Source organism: Longivirga aurantiaca (assembly GCF_042660085.1).
In the GTDB taxonomy this organism is placed as follows: Bacteria; Actinomycetota; Actinomycetes; order S36-B12; family CAIYMF01; genus Longivirga; species Longivirga aurantiaca.
Map to the genome: position 1 here is coordinate 1 of NZ_JBHSTI010000033.1, position 16,550 is coordinate 16,550.

Genomic DNA, 16,550 nt, shown 5'->3' on the forward strand with positions numbered 1-16,550 from the left:
GACGACGCGCGCCGGGCTCAGCTCGCCGAGGTGCACCCGGGGGTGCCCGCGCTGGCCTCGCTGCGCGAGCTCGTCGACGCCGGCGCCGAGGCCGTCGCGATCAGCTCCACCACCGGCACGCATGCAGCGCTCGCGCACGAGGCGCTCGACCTCGGCCTGCACGTGGTGGTCGACAAGCCGCTCGCGGTCGACGCCGCCTCGGCGGCCGAGGTCGTCGAGCACGCCGACCGCGCCGGGCTGCTGCTGTCGGTGTTCCAGAACCGGCGCTGGGACTCGGACTTCCTCACGGTGAAGCGGGTGCTCGCCGAGGGGACGCTCGGCGAGGTGTTCCGGTTCGAGTCGCGCTTCGAGCGCTGGTCGCCCGGGCCCCCGCGCGCGTGGTGGCGCAGCGAGCTCCCGCCGTCCGAGGGCGGCGGCGTACGCCTGGACCTCGGCACCCACCTCGTCGACCAGGCGGTGGCGCTGTTCGGGCCGGTCGCGTCGGTGTACGCCGAGGCCTTCACCCGCCGGCCGACGGGGCGCGCCGAGGACGACCTCACGGTGGTGCTGACGCACGCGAACGGCGTGGTGTCGACGCTCGCGGCCAACACCTGGAGCGGCGACATCACGCGGCGGTTCCGCGTGCTCGGCCGCGAGGGCGCGTACGTCGTCGGCGGTGCGGACAGCCAGGAGGACCTGCTGCGCGCGGGGCTGACGCCGGCGTCCGAGGGCGATGCGTGGGGCAGCGAGCCGGTGGAGAGCTGGGGGCACGTGCACCGCGGCGAGGAGCGCACGGTGGTGCCGACCGAGCGCGGCCGGTGGGACACGTTCTACCCTGCGTTCGCCGCCGCCGTCCGGGGCGAGGGCGACGTACCCGTCGACCCGCGCGAGGCCCTGGCCGTCCTGCGCGTGCTCGACGCCGCCGCCGAGAGCGCCGCCACCGCCCGCATCGTCACCCTCTGACCCCGGCTTTGGGCCCTGAGGGTCGATCACGGCAGTTCACCTGCACTCCTTGACCCCTACTCGCGATCTTGGTCCCGCCGTCATGCCGTACGGCGGGACTACTCGAAGACGGCCTCGCGGAACTCCTCGCGCTGTTGGCAGGCGGTCTTGATCGCCTCGAGCTGCTCGTCCGAGCACTCGAGGTCGAACACGTCGCGGATGAACTCGGGCAGGTCCGCGCGGTAGTCGTGCGCCCAGGCGCGGTACGAGCCCGGCAGCTGCGCGTTCTTCATGTCGACGAGCAGCTGGAAGAACGTCGTGATCGGACGCCACCGCATCGACGACGGGATGCCGCGCGGCGACCGGCCCGGCAGCTCCTCGAGCCGCGGGCGGTTGGGCCCGAGCCACTCCGGACGCCGGTTGAGGAGGTTCGCCCCGAACTTGGTGACGCCGTCGTTGTCGTGCGACAGGAGCACGTAGTGCTTGCGCTCCTTGGCCTCCTCGCCGTACGCCAGGAACTGCTCGTAGTCGTTGACGACTGCCACGGCGTCGTGATCGACGTCGAGGCGGTCCGGGTCGAGCAGCTCGTGCCGCCACTTGCTGCCCTCGGGCGTGCCGATCCAGAGCGCGCGGTCGATGCCGAGCGCCTGCGGGCCGAGAGTGCCCCAGCCCACGAACGCCGACTGGCTCGTGTGGGCACCGAGCGACTCGCCGAACAGCACGACCCGCGGACGCTTCTCCGGCGGCATCTCGCGGATGCGCTGCAGGATCCGCAGCCACAGCAGGCGGTTCTGCTCCTTGGCGTCGCCGATCTTGCCCAGCGACAGCGGGGACGGGCGCTTGGAGTACTGCAGCGTCACCGACGCCATGTCGCCGCGCGTCATGTACTGCGTCGCTGCGATGGCGACGTAGTTGACGTAGCCGGTGCCGGTGGGTGAGACGAGCATGATCAGCGACCGCGACCACGCGTCGGTGCGGTCCATCTCGGCGAGTGCGAGCTCGACGCGCTCCTTCGCCGTCGCCGCGCTGTCGAGACCGATGAAGATCTGGATCGGCGTGGCCTTGGCCGGCTCCTTCATCACCGTCTTGATCGACAGCTCGGGGCGCTCGACGCCGTTGATCATGGCCGGCGCGCTCTCCCACTTCTCCGGGCGCACGTAGGTCACGACGTGACGCCGACCCTCGCGGCCGAGGGTCTCCCAGCGCACGAGGCTCTCGGGGTCACCGCTCACGAGCGGGTGGGTCCACACCCCGGGCGCGGACTCGTCGATCCCCTCGTCGTACGTCGAGGTGCCCGCCTCGATACCGTGCATGGCCCGCTTCCAGAGCAGGCTGGTGCCGTAGCCGACACCACCGAGCATCGCGAGGTGCCCGGCGCGGCGCCACGTGGTCTCCGAGCCCGGCAGCACGCGGCTGCCGACCGAGCCGAGCTGGCGGGCGGCCCACGACTCGCCGATCGCGAGGCCGGCGATGCCGAGGACGACACCCATTCCGGCCGCGAGCCCGAGGGCGGGGTTGGACTTCGCCGGGTCGGAGTAGTGCTCGGGCGGGGTCTCGCGCTGGCGGATGCTCTCGATCACGCCGGCGGTCACGAGGCCGACCGGGATGGCGATCGGCAGGCGCTCGATGCGGCCGTTGGCCCCGACCAGCTCGTCGAACGCCTTCGTGCCCCACATCGCGGCGGCGAGGATCGTGGCACCTGCGCCCGTGACGGCGAAGCGCCAGCCGAGCTGACGGATGAGGCCCCGCGTGGCCGTCTCGTTCGGCCGGTGGCCGATGAAGGCGACGACGCCGAACCCGACGGGGACCACGGCGACGTCGAGCAGGAGCGACGCCGCCCGCTGGCGCTGGTCCATCGTCCAGTGCTCGGGGAACGGGAAGACGGTCGACATCGCGCCGCCAGCGCCCTCGATGACATCCTGCGCGACTGCCGTCAGGAGGAAGTGGGTGCCGGTCGCGAGGCCCGTGATGAGCCCCTGGTCGATCCAGCTGCGGTCCGAGAGGGACCGCGTGAAGGTGCCGGGCACCGCTGCCGACGCGAGCACCAGACCGACCTGCTGGCCCCGCCCGACGATCTCCTTGCTGACCACGTCAACCTCCCCTGGCCTGCGCCGACCACGTCCGTCTGCGACCGTAGTGCACCAGGACGGGTGAGGGAGAGGCGACCGGTGAAGGTGCTCAGCCGCACGGCGGGCGGCGTGGCGCTCGTGGCGGGCATCGTCATGGGCGTCTGGCTGCTCGGCGACATCGGCGCCATGGCCGGGGTCGTGCTCGCGATGCTCGGCTTCCAGGCCCTCACCCGGAAGGTCGAGGGCCAGCACTACGTCAGCGCCGCCCTCATCACCACCGCCGGCCTCATCGTCATCGGCTGGAAGCACGGCGTCACGCTGACCGAGCTCGGGCTCGGACGCAGCACCTGGCTCACCGGTCTCATCTGGTCGGTCGGCATCATCCTGACGATCGGGATCGTGATCGGGATCGCCGGCGGCATCCCGCGCATGCACAAGTACTTCGCGGACGACCGGGTCTCCGACGCCGACGGCGTCCTCACGTCGAGGCGCGTGCTGCTCGACATCCCCTTCGGCACGGTTCTCGTGGAGGAGTTCGCCTTTCGCGGACTGCTCCTCGCGCTCATGACCGCGCAGTGGGGGGTCGTCTGGGCGGTCGCGATCACGTCGCTGCTCTTCGGGCTCTGGCACATCGGGCCGGCGCTGGAGATGCACAGCGCGCACCAGGAGGCGACGGGCCACGTGCTCGTCACCGTCGGCTCGACCGTGCTGTTCACCGGCCTGTCCGGCGTGGGGTTCGCAGTGCTGCGGATCTTCACCGGCAGCCTGTTCCCGCCGGCCGCCCTGCACTGGGCCGCCAACGGCACCGGCGTCGTGGTCGGCTTCTTCGTCAACCGCCGCCTGCGCCACCAGGCCGAGGCCGCAGCCCTCGACCCCCCGGCATAGCGCTGGGCGAGGGCTCCCCCGGCGGCGGCCAGGTCGCGCCGAAGTAGCGGCTACGCGCCCCAGGAATCGGGGTGAGCCGTCGGGCCGGACACCTCGGTCAGCGTGGCCACGACGTCGCCCGTCGTACGCCGGAGCAGCAGCCCACCGGGGCCCACGACGTCCTCGCCCGACCGGTCGAGCCCGTCCCCGCTGAGCCGCCAGTGCCGCAGCGTGCCATCGACGTCCGAGCCGCCGACCATCACCACCTCGTCGCCGGCGTCCTGCACGGACACCTCGACCGGCACCGGCACGAGGAAGGTCGACGCGTCGAGCGCATCGCCCACCTCGAAGGAGTACGCCGGGCCCGCGGCGAGCCGTCCGCCGAGCACCAGGGCGGGGAGCACGAGCGGGCCGCCGACCGAGACGGGCTCGAGCTCGACGTCGTCGACGAACCGGCGCACCTCGACGGCACCCGGCACCTCGACGCAGGCGACCGTCGCGCCCCGGACGACTCCGGTGCCCGAGCCGACCCAGCGCAGGACGACGGCGAAGACCTCGGCCGACCAGCGCGCGTCGACCTCGAGCCGGCTCACCGGGGCCGCCGCGATCCGGGTCGAGCGCACCCGCCAGGCGCCCGGACCGACCTCGCCCGCCACCCACTGCTCGTCGACCCCGGCAGCACCGCCGTCCACCCGCCGGTGGAGGTAGCGCCCTCGTGACCGGTCGGCGTCCTTCGGCATATCGGGCATCGCGGGATCAGCAGCGCTCACGCCCTCATCCTCCCAGCCGCCCGCGGGCCCGCACCTCGCCGACACCGCGACCTCGGTCACCACGGGGCCGTGCCTCGCGACAGGATGTGCCCGTGGAGCTTCAGGGAGCCGTGCGACCCGACCAGCCGCTGCTCGTCGTCGCGCTCGACCTCGAGGCGGCGCAGCTCGGCGACCGTCTGCCCGTGCTGCTGACCGGCGTCGGCAAGGTCCGGGCGGCCATCGCGGTGACGCGGCTGCTCGCCACCGCGCGGCCCTCGATGGTCGTCAACATCGGCACCGCGGGCGGCCTCCGGCATGGGCTCGACGGCGTCCACGAGATCGGGACCGTCCTCCAGCACGACTTCGCCAGCGAGGCGATCGAGAAGATCACCGGCATCCGGTTCGGGCCGCCGATCGAGCTGGGCGCAGGGCTCACGCTCGCGACCGGCGACCAGTTCGTGCAGGGCGGACCGGTCCGCGACGCGCTCGCCGAGCGCGCCGACCTCGTCGACATGGAGGCGTACGCCGTCGCCGCGGCGTGCCGTGAGGCCGACGTGCCGGTGCGCATCGTGAAGCTCGTGAGCGACGACGCCGACGAGCACGCGCTGCGGTCGTGGGTCGACACCGTCTCCGACCACGCCCGCACCCTCGCGACCTGGGTCGACGAGCACCTGTAGACCAGGCGGCACGGCGTAGCTGAGTCGTGGATCCGTCGCAGAGCGCACGCGCGTTACCCGGGTAACCCGGGTCGCCTCTAGCTGAGTCGTGGATCCGTCGCAGAGCGCACGCTCGTTACCCGGGTAACCCGGGTCGCGCGTCAGGCGCGGAGGATCGGGCGGGTCATGCAGGTGGGGCCGCCCTCGCCCTTGTCGCTCTGCTCGGAGTCGAAGGTGTGCACCTCGACACCCTTCTCGCGCAAGGCATCCGCGGTCCGCACGTTGCGCTCGCCCATCAGCACGACGCCGGGACGCACCGCGAGGATGTTGCAGCCGAGGGTGACGTACTCCTCGTCGTCGACGACGATCCACTCGATGCCGCGCTTGGCCAGCGACTGCAGCATCGCGACGGGCGCGAGCTTCTCGTAGACGACGGCGAGGTCCTCGCGCACCGGCGAGATGGTCGACATCAGGTGCAGGCAGTACTCCGGGCCGAGGTCGTGCGGGAGGTCGAAGACCTCGACCTTCACGCCGTCGGCGGCGAGGATCCCACGCACCTGGTCGACCGCGTCCTGGTTCGTGCGGTAGCTGCGGCCGATCGCGACGGTGTCCTCGTCCATCCAGTACATGTCGCCGGCATCCGCCGTGGCGTCGCCGACGAGACGGCCCACGGTCGGAACGCCGGCCGACTCGAGGCCCGCGATGAGGTGCGCACCCTCACCACGTCGCGCCTCCTTGGCCGCGACCAGCTCGATCGACCCCGACGGGCCGACGAAGACGGGGTCGTACACGAACACGGCGTCCGGCAGGCCCGGCACGGGGTCGAGCTCGACGACGTCCGACCCGAGGTCGCGCAAGGTCTGCACGAAGCCCGCGTGCTGCGCGGCGAGGCGGTCGAGGTCGGGCGTCTGCCAGTGCGCCGCCTCGTACTGCGCGACGACGTCGGGGCCGCCGGTGAGCGGGCGGCGCACGGCGACGCGCAGGAGCGGCGCGACCGACGAGCGGACGCCGTACGACGAGGTGGTGGATGCGGTCATGGGCGGGAGCCTGCCAGAGCGGGGAGGCAGCAGGAAACCCGTGTGCCGACGCCGTCGAATCCGGGAGGGTGTGCTCGTACAGGGGGTGAGGGGCGGCGAGGCGCCGCCCGCCGAGGAGGAGCCATGGCCTACTACAAGCTGAGCGTCTGCTACCCGAACGGCGTCGCCGAGCCGGACGCCGACGAGCTCGCACGGATCATGGCCGAGGTGGGAGCGCTGAACGACGACCTCAAGGCGGCGGGCGCCTGGGTGTTCGGTGGCGGCCTGCACGAGCCGTCGACCGCCACGGTGGTCGTGACGACCGAGGGCAGCACGTCGATGACCGACGGCCCGTTCATCGAGTCCAAGGAGCAGATCGGCGGCTTCACCATCGTGGAGGTCGACGACCTCGACGCCGCGCTCGCCTGGGCCGCGCGGTTCTCCACCGCGACGGGCACCCCCATCGAGGTCTGGCCGTTCGCCGGCATCGGCTGAGCGCCGTCCTGTCGAAGCGGCCCGACGCTGTTCGTACAGCAGACGAGGGCGCCGCGACCGGCCCTCGCGAGGGAGGCCTGGCTGCCTCGTGGGCGGGCAGGGGCACCCTCATGCGGAATCTGAGAACGTTGTGGCACAGCATCACGAGAGGCGAGAACCATGAGCGAGTACCTGCTGGCAGTGCACGGGTCGGACGACCAGGCCAACTACGCGACCGACGAGGAGATGCAGGCCGCGTTCGCAGCGGTCAACGCGTTCAACGCCGACCTGCAGGCGGCCGGCGCCTGGGTCTTCGCCGGCGGTCTGATGCCCAAGGAGACGGCGTCCGTCGTGCGGCCCACGGCCGACGGCGGGTTCACCCGTACCGACGGCCCGTTCCTCGAGAGCAAGGAGCACCTCGGCGGCTTCTGGGTGATCGACGTGGCCGACGACGACGCGGCGTTCGAGTGGGCCGCCAAGGGGGCCAAGGCCTGCGCCCAGCCCGTCGAGGTGCGCCCCTTCCAGGGCGTGTGACCCTCCCAGCACCGGTGGCCCTCCCCGTGAGACTGATCGATCCGTCGCTTCCCGGGCCGGGAGGCGACGGATCGATCAGGGTGAGCAGGGGGTGAGGGTGGACGGAGCAGAGGTCGAGCGGGTCTTCCGCGCCGACTACGGCCGCGCGGTCGCCACCCTCGCACGCCTCGTCGGCGACATCGGCCTCGCCGAGGAGGCCGTGCAGGAGGCCTTCGCCATCGCGCTCGAGCGCTGGCCGCGCGACGGCGTCCCGCCGAGCCCGACCGGCTGGATCGTCACCACCGCGCGCAACCGCGCGATCGACCGCGCCCGCCGCGAGGCCCTACGCGACGACAAGCACGCCGAGGCCGTCGCCCTCGCCGAGCAGCTGCGCCCCGACGAGCCCGAGGAGGTCGGCCCCGTGCGCGACGACCGCCTGCGCCTCGTGTTCACGTGCTGCCACCCGGCGCTCGCACCGGAGGCGCGCGTCGCGCTCACGCTGCGCCTGATCGCCGGGCTGCAGACCGCGCAGATCGCCCGGGCGTTCCTCGTGAGCGAGACGACGATGGCGCAACGCCTCGTCCGAGCGAAGAACAAGATCCGCGCCGCGCGCATCCCCTACCGCGTGCCCGCAGAGCACGACCTCCCCGACCGGCTCACGCCCGTGCTCGCCGTCGTCTACCTCGTCTTCAACGAGGGCTACCTGTCGAGCGACGGCGAGAACGCCGAGCGCGCCGACCTCGTCGAGGAGTCGGTGCGGCTCGCGCGCCTGCTCGTCGAGCTCATGCCCGACGAGCCCGAGGCGCTCGGCCTCCTCGCCCTTCTGCTGCTCACGCTGGCTCGGCGTCCGGCGCGGTTCGACGACGCCGGCGACCTCGTGCTGCTGCCGGATCAGGACCGCTCGCTCTGGGACGCGGCTCTGGTGCAGGAGGGGCAGGACCTCGTCCGGAAGTGCTTGCGCCGCAATGCACCTGGGCCCTACCAGCTGCAGGCCGCGATCTCGGCGGTCCACTCCGACGCCGCCTCCGCCGAGTCCACCGACTGGGCGCAGATCGTCGCGCTCTACGACCATCTCCTCGCCGTCGCGCCGTCGCCGGTGGTGGCGCTCAACCGAGCGGTCGCGGTCGCCGAGCTGCGCGGCCCGGTCGAGGGGCTGGCGCTCGTCGACGCGCTCGACCTCGACGGCTACCACCTCGCGCATGCGGTCCGCGCCGAGCTCCTGCGTCGTACGGGCGACGACGCCGGCGCGCGGACGGCGTACGACCGGGCCCTCGGACTGGTGACGAACCCGGCCGAGCGCCGCCACCTCGAGCGCCGCATCGCCACCCTCACCGCCGATCAGATCCTCGAGTTACTGCCCAAAAGGTCGCTCTGAGGAGCCTCACAGCGACCTTTTGGGCAGTAACTCGCGCACGGGGCGGGGTCAGGTGCGGCGGTCGGGGTGCGACTCGAGGATCTTGCGGACGTCGCGGTGCAGCACCTTGCCGATCAGCGAGCGCGGCAGCTCGTCGAGCACGAACACCTGGCGCGGCACCTTGTAGCCGGTGAGCGACTCGCGCACCGCCTCCCGCACCGCGGCGGGATCGAGCACGGCGAAGCCCTCGGCCACGACCGCCGCCACGACCGTCTCGCCGCCCGTGTCGTTGGGCAGGCCCACGGCCGCGGCGTCGGCGACACCGGGCACGCGCCGGAGCGCCTCCTCGACCTCGGACGGGTACACGTTGAACCCGCCCGTGATGATGAGCTCCTTGATCCGGTCGACCACGGTGACGAAGCCGTCGTCGTCCATCACGACGATGTCGCCGGTGCGGATCCAACCACCCTCGAGCAACGTCTTCGCGGTGTCCTCGGGGCGGTTCCAGTAGCCGCTCATCACCTGCGGGCCGCGCACGAGCAGCTCGCCCGGCTCGTCGGTCGCGACGTCGTGCGTCGGGTCGTTCGGGTCGACCACGCGCACCTCGGTCGAGGGGAACGGCACACCGACCGAGCCCGGCCGGCGCGTGCCGCCGGCCGGGTTCCCGAGGGTCACCGGCGACGTCTCGGTCATGCCGTAGCCCTCGACGAGCAGGCCGCCCGTCACCGACTCCCACTGCTCGACCGTCGCCGGCGGCAGCGACATCGCACCGGAGATGCCGTAGCGGATCGTGCTGAGGTCGACCCCGCGCTTCACGGACGCCTCGGCAAGTGCTTGGTACACAGGCGGAACCGCGGGCAGGAACGTCGCCGGCCGACGTACGGACGCCTCGAGCACCTGGTCGACGTCGAACCGCGGGAACAGCACGAGCACGGCGCCGATGGAGATCGTGAACGTCAGGCACAGCGTCAGTCCGTACGCGTGGAAGAGCGGCAGGACGCCGTACACGACCTCCTGGCCGTCCTTCAGGCCGGGCATCCACGCGCGGCCCTGCGCGGCGTTCGACCGCAGGTTGCGGTGCGTCAGCATCGCGCCCTTGGGGGCACCCGTCGTGCCGCCGGTGTACTGCAGCAGCGCGAGGTCGTCGGCCGAGGGCTTGGGATGGTCGGCGGCCAACGGCGTCGCCACCTTGAGAAGGCGGTCCCACGTCAGCGTCCCCGGCGCGGGTGCCGTCATCGCCGCGCGCGTCTCGCGCGCCTTCTTCACGGGCAGCATGAGCATGAGCCGCTGCTTGCGCGGCAGAGCCGTCGTGATGTCGACCGCGATGATCGTGCGCAGGGGCGAGGTCTCCGCGACCTTCTGCAGGGTCCCGGCCACCTTGTCCCAGGCGATGGCCACCTCGGCCCCGTGGTCGTCGAACTGGTGCTGCAGCTCCTCGCGCGTGTAGAGCGGGTTGTGCTCGACGACGACCGCGCCGAGCCGCAGCGCGGCGTAGAACGCCACCACGTGCTGCGGGCAGTTGGGCATCACGAGAGCCACGCGATCGCCGCGCCGTACGCCGAGACCGAGCAGGACGTTGGCCATGCGCACGACCTGGTCGCCGAGCTCGCGGTACGTCGTCGTGGCGCCGTAGAAGTCGAGCGCCACGAGGTCGGCGAAGCGTGTCACCGACGTCGCGAGCAGGTCCGCGAGCGACTCGTCGCTGACGTCGATCTCGGCGGGGACGCCCGGCGCGTACTGGGCGAGCCAGGGGCGGTCTGGGGTGCTCACGATGACTCCTCGGGTCGACGTGCCCACCCTCCCACCTGCGCGCACCGGAGGAGGGACGGGGCGGTGGCCGCCTCGGGGTCCGCTCGCTACCGTGGCGCCATGGCGGAGCAGGTGAAGGGCCCGGCGTCGTACTTCCCCTCGATCGAGAAGAAGTACGGCCAGCCGATCAGCCACTGGATGGACGAGCTGGCCACGGTCGCCGGCGAGCCGCACATGAAGCAGGTCGAGTTCCTGAAGACCGAGCACGGTCTCGGCCACGGGCACGCGAACGCCCTCGTCGCGGCGTACCGCGCCGACCACGCCTAGGTCGCCGACTCGCAGATGTAACGCGGCGCGGCACCCGTCAGCCATGCGCGACCCCCGGGCGTGGGGCAGGATCGGCCCGTGCGGATCCTGGCGGTGTCGGACCTGCACTACCGCCTGCCCCACTACGACTGGCTCGTGAACGCCGCCGACGGCGTCGACGTCGTCGCGCTGGTGGGCGATCTCGCCGATGTCGTCAGCCCCGTGCCCCTCGGCGTCCAGACGGTCGTGCTGGAGAAGTACCTCGGTCTGCTCGCCGACAGGGCGGTCGTGCTGGCGTCGTCGGGCAACCACGACCTCGACGGCCCCGGCGAGCACGGCGAGCAGGTCGCCTCCTGGCTGCGCTCGGCCGGTGGCGGCAACGTGCACACCGACGGCATGTCCGTCGACATCGGCGACACCCGGTTCACGATCTGCCCCTGGTGGGACGGCCCCGTGTCGCGCGACGCCGTCGCCGCGCAGATCGCGGCCGCCGCGGTCGATCGCCCCGCGCGCTGGGTGTGGCTCTACCACTCGCCGCCCGCCGGTACGCCGCTGTGCAAGGACGGCCGCCGCGAGTTCCCCGACCACGAGCTCGCCGCGTGGATCGAGGAGCACTCGCCGGACCTCGTGCTGTGCGGCCACATCCACCAGGCGCCGTGGATCGAGGGCGGCACCTGGCACGCCGAGCTCGGCAGCACCAAGGTCTTCAACGCGGGCAAGCAGCCGGGCAAGGTGCCGCCGCACATCACGTTCGACCTCGAGGCGGGCACCGCGGAGTGGTTCGGCGTCTACGACGTCGAGACGATCACGCTCTAGACCCTCGGCTCAGTGGACGTGGTCGCCCTCGGGGTCGCGCGCGGACCCCGTGCGGATCTCGGGCGCCTGGTGGTTCACGAGCGTGTCGAGGATGCCCTCGACCATGCCGAGGTGGCCCTCGAGCTCGGCGAACTGGCCCTTCACGTCCACGAGGTACTGCGTGAGGCCGTCGAGCCGGCTGGCCGTCGTACGCAGCACCGCGAGGGCGGCACCGGGGTTCACGGTGAGGAACCCCTCGGCGTCATCGGCCACGTGCACCTCGACGTCGGTCTCCGCGCGCACCGTGGCGGTGGCCGGCTTGCGCAGGACGACGGCCATCTCGCCGAAGACCGCGCCGGGCGACTCGATCCGCGCGAACGAGACGCCGTCGCGCTCGATCGTGACGCTGCCCGACTTCAGCACGTAGAGGCGACCGGGGTCGGTGCCCTCCTGGATGAGCGCCGCGCCCGCGGGCACCGTCTCCACAGGCAGTCGCGACGCGAGCGAGAGCAGGTCGGCCATAGCCTCAGTGTGCCCGACTCGTGTTACGTGCGAGCGACGAACCCGCGCGACCTCGCCGTACGCCGGGGGTGCGATCAGCCGCGCGGGCCCAGCGCCTCAATCTCGGCCACGATCGCGTCGGCGGCCTCCCAGTTGACCGTGTGCCCTGCCCCGGGCACGCGGACGAGCCGTGACCCGGCGATGCCCGCGTGGAGGTCGTCGGTGTGGAACGGCGGTGTGGTCTTGTCCTTGGACCCGACGAGGATCGTGCAGGGCAGCGAGATGCGCGCGAGGTCCGGGTAGCGGTTCTCCTGCACCATCGCCTCGAGGATCGGGACGAGCGCCCCGAGCTTCTGGGCACGGAACATCGTCAGGAACGACTCGACCATCGCATCGGTCCTGCTGTCGCCCATGAGGGTGCGCGCGAAGGGCTTTCCGACGAGGTCGGAGGCCACGAGCTTGGGCAGGATGCCCGAGCGGATGAGCGGGATCTGCATCTTGTTCTGCGCGTTGTCGCGGTTGACGTCGCCGGCGAAGGTCGCCACGAGCATCGCGCCCCGCAGTCGCTGCGCGACGACGTCCGGATTCTCGACGAGGAACCGGATGCCGACGAAGCCGCCCATCGAGTGCATCACGAGCACGCCGTCGGTCACGTCGTACGCCTCGAGCACGGCGGTGTAGTCGCCCGCCATCTGCTTGCTGCCCACGCCGTCCGACCCGATGGTCGTGCGCCCGTGGCCGCGCTGGTCGAAGGCCACCACGCGGTATCCCCGTTCGACCAGGTCGGACGCGATCACGTTCCACTCGTCGGAGCTGATCGCGAAGCCGTGCGCCAGCACGACGACTGGCCCCTCGCCCGCGCTCACGGTGTGGATGCTGGTGCCGTCCGCGGTCGTCACCACGCGCACCTCCCCCTGCAGGGGCTCGCGTACGTCGACAGTCATGTCGGAACGGTAGAGACGCGTCGGCCTCCGCGGGGCTCGAACCCGGAATCAGGGCCCGACGCGGCTGAGGATTGGGCCGACCGGAATGCGGGTACACCCCCCGGGTCGCGACCGGCGCGACGCCGCAGGAGGGACCGCGATGTCCGACGAGCAGATCATCCCCAGCACCGACGAGCCCGACCCCGGCACGCGCGACGGCGTGGGCGAGCGCGTGGAGCACGGCCTCGGAAGCGACGGCGTGCAGCGCATGGAGGGCGAGTTCGGCGACCTCGAGAGCGACGCCCCGACGCTCGCCGACGACGACCCCACGTCCTAGCGGGCAGCGTTCGTGCAGGTCATGACGGCGACGTCCGGTTGGGCGCACGCTCGTTGCCCGGTGTGACGACCGCGTGAAACGCTCGACCCCCTTGCTCGGCATGGCGAGGTCGAGGGGGCATGGCTATGGCAGGAGCGGACGTCGTCGCGCCGACCGCTGAGCGCGAGGTGGCCCGGCCCGGCTGGGGACCGGCCCGGGTGGCCGCGGTGATCGTCGCGCTCGGCTCGCTCCTCAGCCTCATCACGGCGTGGGGGGCCTGGTCGGCGGACCAGCGCAACGAGCGCGACCTCCTCGCGGTGCAGACCAAGCAGGCGGCCGCGGTGATCGGAGGGCAGATCCTGACGATCCAGGAGCCGCTCGAGACCGCGTTGCGCGTCGCGCAGGCGACCGACGGCGACCCGGCCCGGTTCCGGCTGACGATGGGCCGCGCCACAGGTCCCGACGACGTGTTCGTCAGCGCATCTCTGTGGGACACCTCGGGCCCGGAACCCGTGCTGGTCGAGCAGATCGGGACCGAGCCCGTGCTCGATCCCGGCTCGGTCGACGCGCGCGAGCTCGTGCTCAAGGCCCGGGCGACGGCGGGGTTCGTCGTCACCCGCGCGGACGACGACTACAACCCTGTCTCCTACGCGGCCGGCGACCCGGTCGACCCGCGCTGGGTCGTGTACGCCGAGCGCGCCATCCCCGCGGACCGCATCGCCCCGGTGCAGCGGACCGCACCGTTCGCCGAGCTCCACTTCGCGACGTACATCGGTGCCGCCGACGACCCGTCGAACCTTGTCACCACGAACGTGACCATGGACGAGCTCCCCCTGACGGGCGGGACGTCGTCGGTGGAGCTCCCGTTCGGCGACAAGACGCTCACGTTCGTGGCCACGGCCAAGCGGCACCTCGGGGGCGAGCTCGGATGGCTGCTCCCGTGGCTGATCCTCGCCGTCGGCCTCGCCCTCACGATGATCACGGCGTTCGCAGCGGCGAACCTGGTGCGCTCCCGACGTCGCGCCGAGGCCGACCGCCGGACGATCGCCGACCTCTACGACCGGCTCGACGTGCTCTACGGCGAGCAGCGCAGCATCGCTCAGACCCTGCAGCGGGCCCTGCTCCCGGCGTTCAACCCGGACATCCCCGGGCTCGATATCGCGTCCCGGTACGTCGCCGGCGCGGAGGGCGTCGACATCGGCGGCGACTGGTACAGCATCATCCGCCGGGGCGAGCGCGAGGTGTGCTTCGTCGTCGGCGACGTGTCGGGCCGCGGCATCGGTGCGGCCACCGTGATGGCGCGGCTGCGCTTCACGATCCGCGCCTACCTCGCCGAGGGGCACAGCCCCGGAGTCGTGCTCGGTATGTGCTCCGAGCAGTTCGACATCGACGAGGACGGCCACATCGCCACGGTGGTGGTCGGCGTCCTCGACCTCGACACCTGCGGCCTCGTGCTTGCCAGCGCCGGACACTTCGCGCCGCTCGTGGTCGACGCCGAGGGCACGGCGAGATACCTCGAGCTCGACCCCGGGCCGCCGCTCGGCGTCATGGCGACGACCTACCGCGAGACCACGCCGTCGATGGGCGTCGGATCGACCCTGGTCGCCTTCACCGACGGCCTGGTGGAGCGCCGGGGCGAGAGCCTCGACGTGGGGCTGGACAGGCTTGCCCGCGCCGCCGCCCGCGGGTCGTCCACCGTGGATCACCTGCTCGACGTCCTGGTGGGCCATCTGTTGGAGGACGGACCCGAGGACGACACAGCCCTGCTCGCGTTCCGCTGCCTCGGCGACGACACGGCCTGAGCCCTCGTACGCCGGACGCGGAGGCCGTGAGCTCTCTGCAGGCCGGTGTCGCCGGAACCGCTCGCACCGCGGGTCAATCGCCGACGACCCCCTGGAACGGGCGGACCTCCACCGCGCCCTCGCAGGCCACGGTCGCGCGCTCCGCCCATGCCAGGGCCTCGGCCTCGTCGGCGACGTCGAGCACCCAGAAGCCGCCGATGTGCTCCTTGCTCTCGAGGTACGGGCCGTCGGTGCGCTCCAGCGCGCCGTCACGCGCGCGGACGACGCGGGCGGTCGTCGACGCCGCGAGCCCTCCGGCGAAGACGAAGACCCCGGCCTCGCGCATGGCGTCGTTGACCCTCCCGGTCGCCGCGAACGCGCGCTCGGCGTGCTCCGGGGTCGGGTAGACCGGGGTGTCGTCGTTGTGGACCGACAGCAGGTAGTGGGTCATGCGGGGCTCCTCGGCTGCGGCCGGCGGCTCCGGCCCTCACGAACTGCACGATCTGCACGACGCCGATTCGACCATTCGACCGCACGGATCCGCCTCGGAGCGCGGCGGTATCGCCGGCTCGGTGCCGATCCTGCCGCGACCGGGCCGTGCGTGCTGGACCGATGCCTGCCCCGCTGTGCGGCGTCGGCGATACTCGTGCGGTGAGGGAGCAGTGGTTCACCCGTGCGACCGAGCTGGACCCGATCGGTCCGACGGTCCGCGAGGTCGACTGGGCCAGCACCTCGTGGGGCCCGCCCGAGGACTGGGCACCGGGGCTCCGGTCGGCGGTGGAGATCTGCCTGAGCACGCGCTTCCCCGTGCTCGTCACGTGGGGCCCGGACCTCCTCATGCTCTACAACGAGGGCTACCGCGCCATGCTCGGACGCGAGAAGCAGGCAGGTGCGACCGGGCGGCCGGTGGCGCAGGTCTGGAGCGAGGTGTGGCCCGACATCTCGCCGCTGTTCGGCCAGGTGCTGTCCACCGGCGTCCCCGTCTACCTGGAGGACACCCCGCTGAGGGTGAACCGCTCCGGGTACGACGAGGACGCGTGGTTCACGTTCTGCTACTCCGCGCTGAGGGACGAGAGCGGCCAGGTCCAGGGCGTTCTCGACATCGCGTACGAGACGACCGAGCAGGTGGTGGCTCGTCGTCGGCTGTCGTTCGTCTCGATGCTGTCGACGCAGCTGCACGCGGCCACCGGGGACGTCGACGCCCTCGGCCGGGTCGTGTCCGACGTCCTCGGGCGGTCCCTGGACCTGCATGCCGCCGAGCTCTCGCTGCTCGTCGACGAGCGGTTCATCCCCCTCGCCCGGGCCAACCCGCGCGAAGTGCCGCTGCTGGACCCGTCGACCGTCCCCGAGCTTGTCCGGTCGCACCGGGCCCAGGTGGTCGGAGACACGTTCGTCATGCCGTTGACCGGGTCGGCCACCGATCCGGTGGTCGGAGTCCTGGCCCTGCGGGCGACCGCGGGACGGGCACCCGACGGCCTGCAGCTCGACTTCATGGAGCTCGTCGGGGTGACGATCGCGAGCGCGCTCAGCACCTCGGTGAAGCACATGAGCGAGGTCGGCGAG

The 16,550-nt window shown here is 72.2% G+C and carries 18 protein-coding genes; 11 read left to right on the forward strand and 7 right to left on the reverse strand.

Going from position 1 to position 16,550, the window contains the following annotated elements; translation table 11 throughout:
* On the forward strand, window positions 1-942 hold a 942-nt coding region (locus tag ACFQGU_RS16445; RefSeq protein WP_386768783.1), incomplete at its 5' end, for a Gfo/Idh/MocA family protein.
* A 98-nt stretch (window positions 943-1,040) separates the two neighbouring features.
* On the opposite strand, the gene ACFQGU_RS16450 is transcribed toward ACFQGU_RS16445, so the two are convergent.
* Window positions 1,041-3,011 (reverse strand): alpha/beta-hydrolase family protein, encoded by a 1,971-nt coding sequence (locus ACFQGU_RS16450; RefSeq protein ID WP_386768784.1) that lies wholly within the window; start codon window positions 3,009-3,011, stop codon window positions 1,041-1,043.
* Between the two features lie 78 nt (window positions 3,012-3,089).
* Between ACFQGU_RS16450 and ACFQGU_RS16455 the strand changes: the two genes are divergently transcribed.
* Complete coding sequence (locus ACFQGU_RS16455) at window positions 3,090-3,875, forward strand: CPBP family intramembrane glutamic endopeptidase (protein ID WP_386768785.1); 786 nt, start codon at window positions 3,090-3,092, stop codon at window positions 3,873-3,875.
* A gap of 50 nt (window positions 3,876-3,925) precedes the next feature.
* Here ACFQGU_RS16455 and ACFQGU_RS16460 read toward each other — a convergent pair whose 3' ends face one another.
* Entirely contained in the window at window positions 3,926-4,624 is a 699-nt protein-coding gene (locus ACFQGU_RS16460; protein WP_386768786.1) for a hypothetical protein, read from the reverse strand.
* A 92-nt stretch (window positions 4,625-4,716) separates the two neighbouring features.
* Between ACFQGU_RS16460 and ACFQGU_RS16465 the strand changes: the two genes are divergently transcribed.
* Entirely contained in the window at window positions 4,717-5,280 is a 564-nt protein-coding gene (locus tag ACFQGU_RS16465) for a nucleosidase (RefSeq protein WP_386768787.1), read from the forward strand.
* A 140-nt stretch (window positions 5,281-5,420) separates the two neighbouring features.
* On the opposite strand, the gene ACFQGU_RS16470 is transcribed toward ACFQGU_RS16465, so the two are convergent.
* Window positions 5,421-6,296 carry a dimethylarginine dimethylaminohydrolase family protein gene (locus ACFQGU_RS16470; RefSeq protein ID WP_386768788.1) on the reverse strand — a complete coding sequence of 292 codons (876 nt, stop codon included), beginning with the start codon at window positions 6,294-6,296 and terminating at the stop codon, window positions 5,421-5,423.
* Between the two features lie 123 nt (window positions 6,297-6,419).
* On the opposite strand from ACFQGU_RS16470, the gene ACFQGU_RS16475 reads away from it, so the two are divergent.
* The 3 genes from ACFQGU_RS16475 to ACFQGU_RS16485 all read left to right on the forward strand — a co-directional run bounded on the left by ACFQGU_RS16475 (window position 6,420) and on the right by ACFQGU_RS16485 (window position 8,637).
* The gene (locus tag ACFQGU_RS16475) at window positions 6,420-6,770 is read left to right on the forward strand and encodes a YciI family protein (protein WP_386768789.1); all 351 of its coding nucleotides are present in this window, start codon (window positions 6,420-6,422) and stop codon (window positions 6,768-6,770) included.
* A gap of 159 nt (window positions 6,771-6,929) precedes the next feature.
* Complete coding sequence (locus ACFQGU_RS16480; RefSeq protein WP_386768790.1) at window positions 6,930-7,283, forward strand: YciI family protein; 354 nt, start codon at window positions 6,930-6,932, stop codon at window positions 7,281-7,283.
* 97 nt (window positions 7,284-7,380) lie between these two features.
* Window positions 7,381-8,637, forward strand: coding sequence for an RNA polymerase sigma factor (locus ACFQGU_RS16485; RefSeq protein ID WP_386768791.1), 1,257 nt, complete (start codon window positions 7,381-7,383; stop codon window positions 8,635-8,637).
* A 48-nt stretch (window positions 8,638-8,685) separates the two neighbouring features.
* On the opposite strand, the gene ACFQGU_RS16490 is transcribed toward ACFQGU_RS16485, so the two are convergent.
* Entirely contained in the window at window positions 8,686-10,389 is a 1,704-nt protein-coding gene (locus tag ACFQGU_RS16490) for a long-chain-fatty-acid--CoA ligase (protein ID WP_386768800.1), read from the reverse strand.
* 96 nt (window positions 10,390-10,485) lie between these two features.
* Here ACFQGU_RS16490 and ACFQGU_RS16495 point away from each other — a divergent pair, with 96 nt between their 5' ends.
* Entirely contained in the window at window positions 10,486-10,692 is a 207-nt protein-coding gene (locus ACFQGU_RS16495) for a DUF4287 domain-containing protein (protein ID WP_386768792.1), read from the forward strand.
* Window positions 10,693-10,770: 78 nt separating this feature from the next.
* On the forward strand, window positions 10,771-11,487 hold the full coding sequence (locus ACFQGU_RS16500) for a metallophosphoesterase family protein (RefSeq protein ID WP_386768793.1): 717 nt from the start codon (window positions 10,771-10,773) through the stop codon (window positions 11,485-11,487).
* Between the two features lie 9 nt (window positions 11,488-11,496).
* Here the strand turns inward: ACFQGU_RS16500 and ACFQGU_RS16505 are convergent, their stop codons facing one another.
* Window positions 11,497-11,988, reverse strand: a complete 492-nt coding sequence (locus ACFQGU_RS16505) for a Crp/Fnr family transcriptional regulator (RefSeq protein ID WP_386768794.1) — start codon at window positions 11,986-11,988, stop codon at window positions 11,497-11,499.
* Window positions 11,989-12,062: 74 nt separating this feature from the next.
* Entirely contained in the window at window positions 12,063-12,911 is an 849-nt protein-coding gene (locus ACFQGU_RS16510) for an alpha/beta fold hydrolase (protein WP_386768795.1), read from the reverse strand.
* 139 nt (window positions 12,912-13,050) lie between these two features.
* Here ACFQGU_RS16510 and ACFQGU_RS16515 point away from each other — a divergent pair, with 139 nt between their 5' ends.
* Both ACFQGU_RS16515 and ACFQGU_RS16520 read left to right on the forward strand, forming a co-directional pair.
* Window positions 13,051-13,227: a hypothetical protein gene (locus ACFQGU_RS16515; RefSeq protein ID WP_386768796.1), complete on the forward strand. Its 177-nt coding sequence runs from the start codon at window positions 13,051-13,053 to the stop codon at window positions 13,225-13,227.
* Between the two features lie 119 nt (window positions 13,228-13,346).
* Window positions 13,347-15,008 carry a PP2C family protein-serine/threonine phosphatase gene (locus tag ACFQGU_RS16520; RefSeq protein WP_386768797.1) on the forward strand — a complete coding sequence of 554 codons (1,662 nt, stop codon included), beginning with the start codon at window positions 13,347-13,349 and terminating at the stop codon, window positions 15,006-15,008.
* Between the two features lie 73 nt (window positions 15,009-15,081).
* Here the strand turns inward: ACFQGU_RS16520 and ACFQGU_RS16525 are convergent, their stop codons facing one another.
* Window positions 15,082-15,438 (reverse strand): YciI family protein, encoded by a 357-nt coding sequence (locus ACFQGU_RS16525; RefSeq protein ID WP_386768798.1) that lies wholly within the window; start codon window positions 15,436-15,438, stop codon window positions 15,082-15,084.
* A 200-nt stretch (window positions 15,439-15,638) separates the two neighbouring features.
* Between ACFQGU_RS16525 and ACFQGU_RS16530 the strand changes: the two genes are divergently transcribed.
* Window positions 15,639-16,550 (forward strand): PAS domain-containing protein (locus ACFQGU_RS16530; protein ID WP_386768799.1); only part of this gene is annotated, 912 nt, incomplete at its 3' end.

What these genes read in the sequence shown, in the direction of transcription:
- ACFQGU_RS16470 (WP_386768788.1), bottom strand. Translation starts at nt 6,296, where the DNA reads ATGACCGCATCCACCACCTCGTCGTACGGCGTCCGCTCGTCGGTCGCG.
- ACFQGU_RS16505 (WP_386768794.1), bottom strand. Translation starts at nt 11,988, where the DNA reads ATGGCCGACCTGCTCTCGCTCGCGTCGCGACTGCCTGTGGAGACGGTG.
- ACFQGU_RS16520 (WP_386768797.1), top strand. Translation starts at nt 13,347, where the DNA reads ATGGCTATGGCAGGAGCGGACGTCGTCGCGCCGACCGCTGAGCGCGAG.
- ACFQGU_RS16515 (WP_386768796.1), top strand. Translation starts at nt 13,051, where the DNA reads ATGTCCGACGAGCAGATCATCCCCAGCACCGACGAGCCCGACCCCGGC.
- ACFQGU_RS16475 (WP_386768789.1), top strand. Translation starts at nt 6,420, where the DNA reads ATGGCCTACTACAAGCTGAGCGTCTGCTACCCGAACGGCGTCGCCGAG.
- ACFQGU_RS16480 (WP_386768790.1), top strand. Translation starts at nt 6,930, where the DNA reads ATGAGCGAGTACCTGCTGGCAGTGCACGGGTCGGACGACCAGGCCAAC.
- ACFQGU_RS16495 (WP_386768792.1), top strand. Translation starts at nt 10,486, where the DNA reads ATGGCGGAGCAGGTGAAGGGCCCGGCGTCGTACTTCCCCTCGATCGAG.
- ACFQGU_RS16525 (WP_386768798.1), bottom strand. Translation starts at nt 15,438, where the DNA reads ATGACCCACTACCTGCTGTCGGTCCACAACGACGACACCCCGGTCTAC.
- ACFQGU_RS16510 (WP_386768795.1), bottom strand. Translation starts at nt 12,911, where the DNA reads ATGACTGTCGACGTACGCGAGCCCCTGCAGGGGGAGGTGCGCGTGGTG.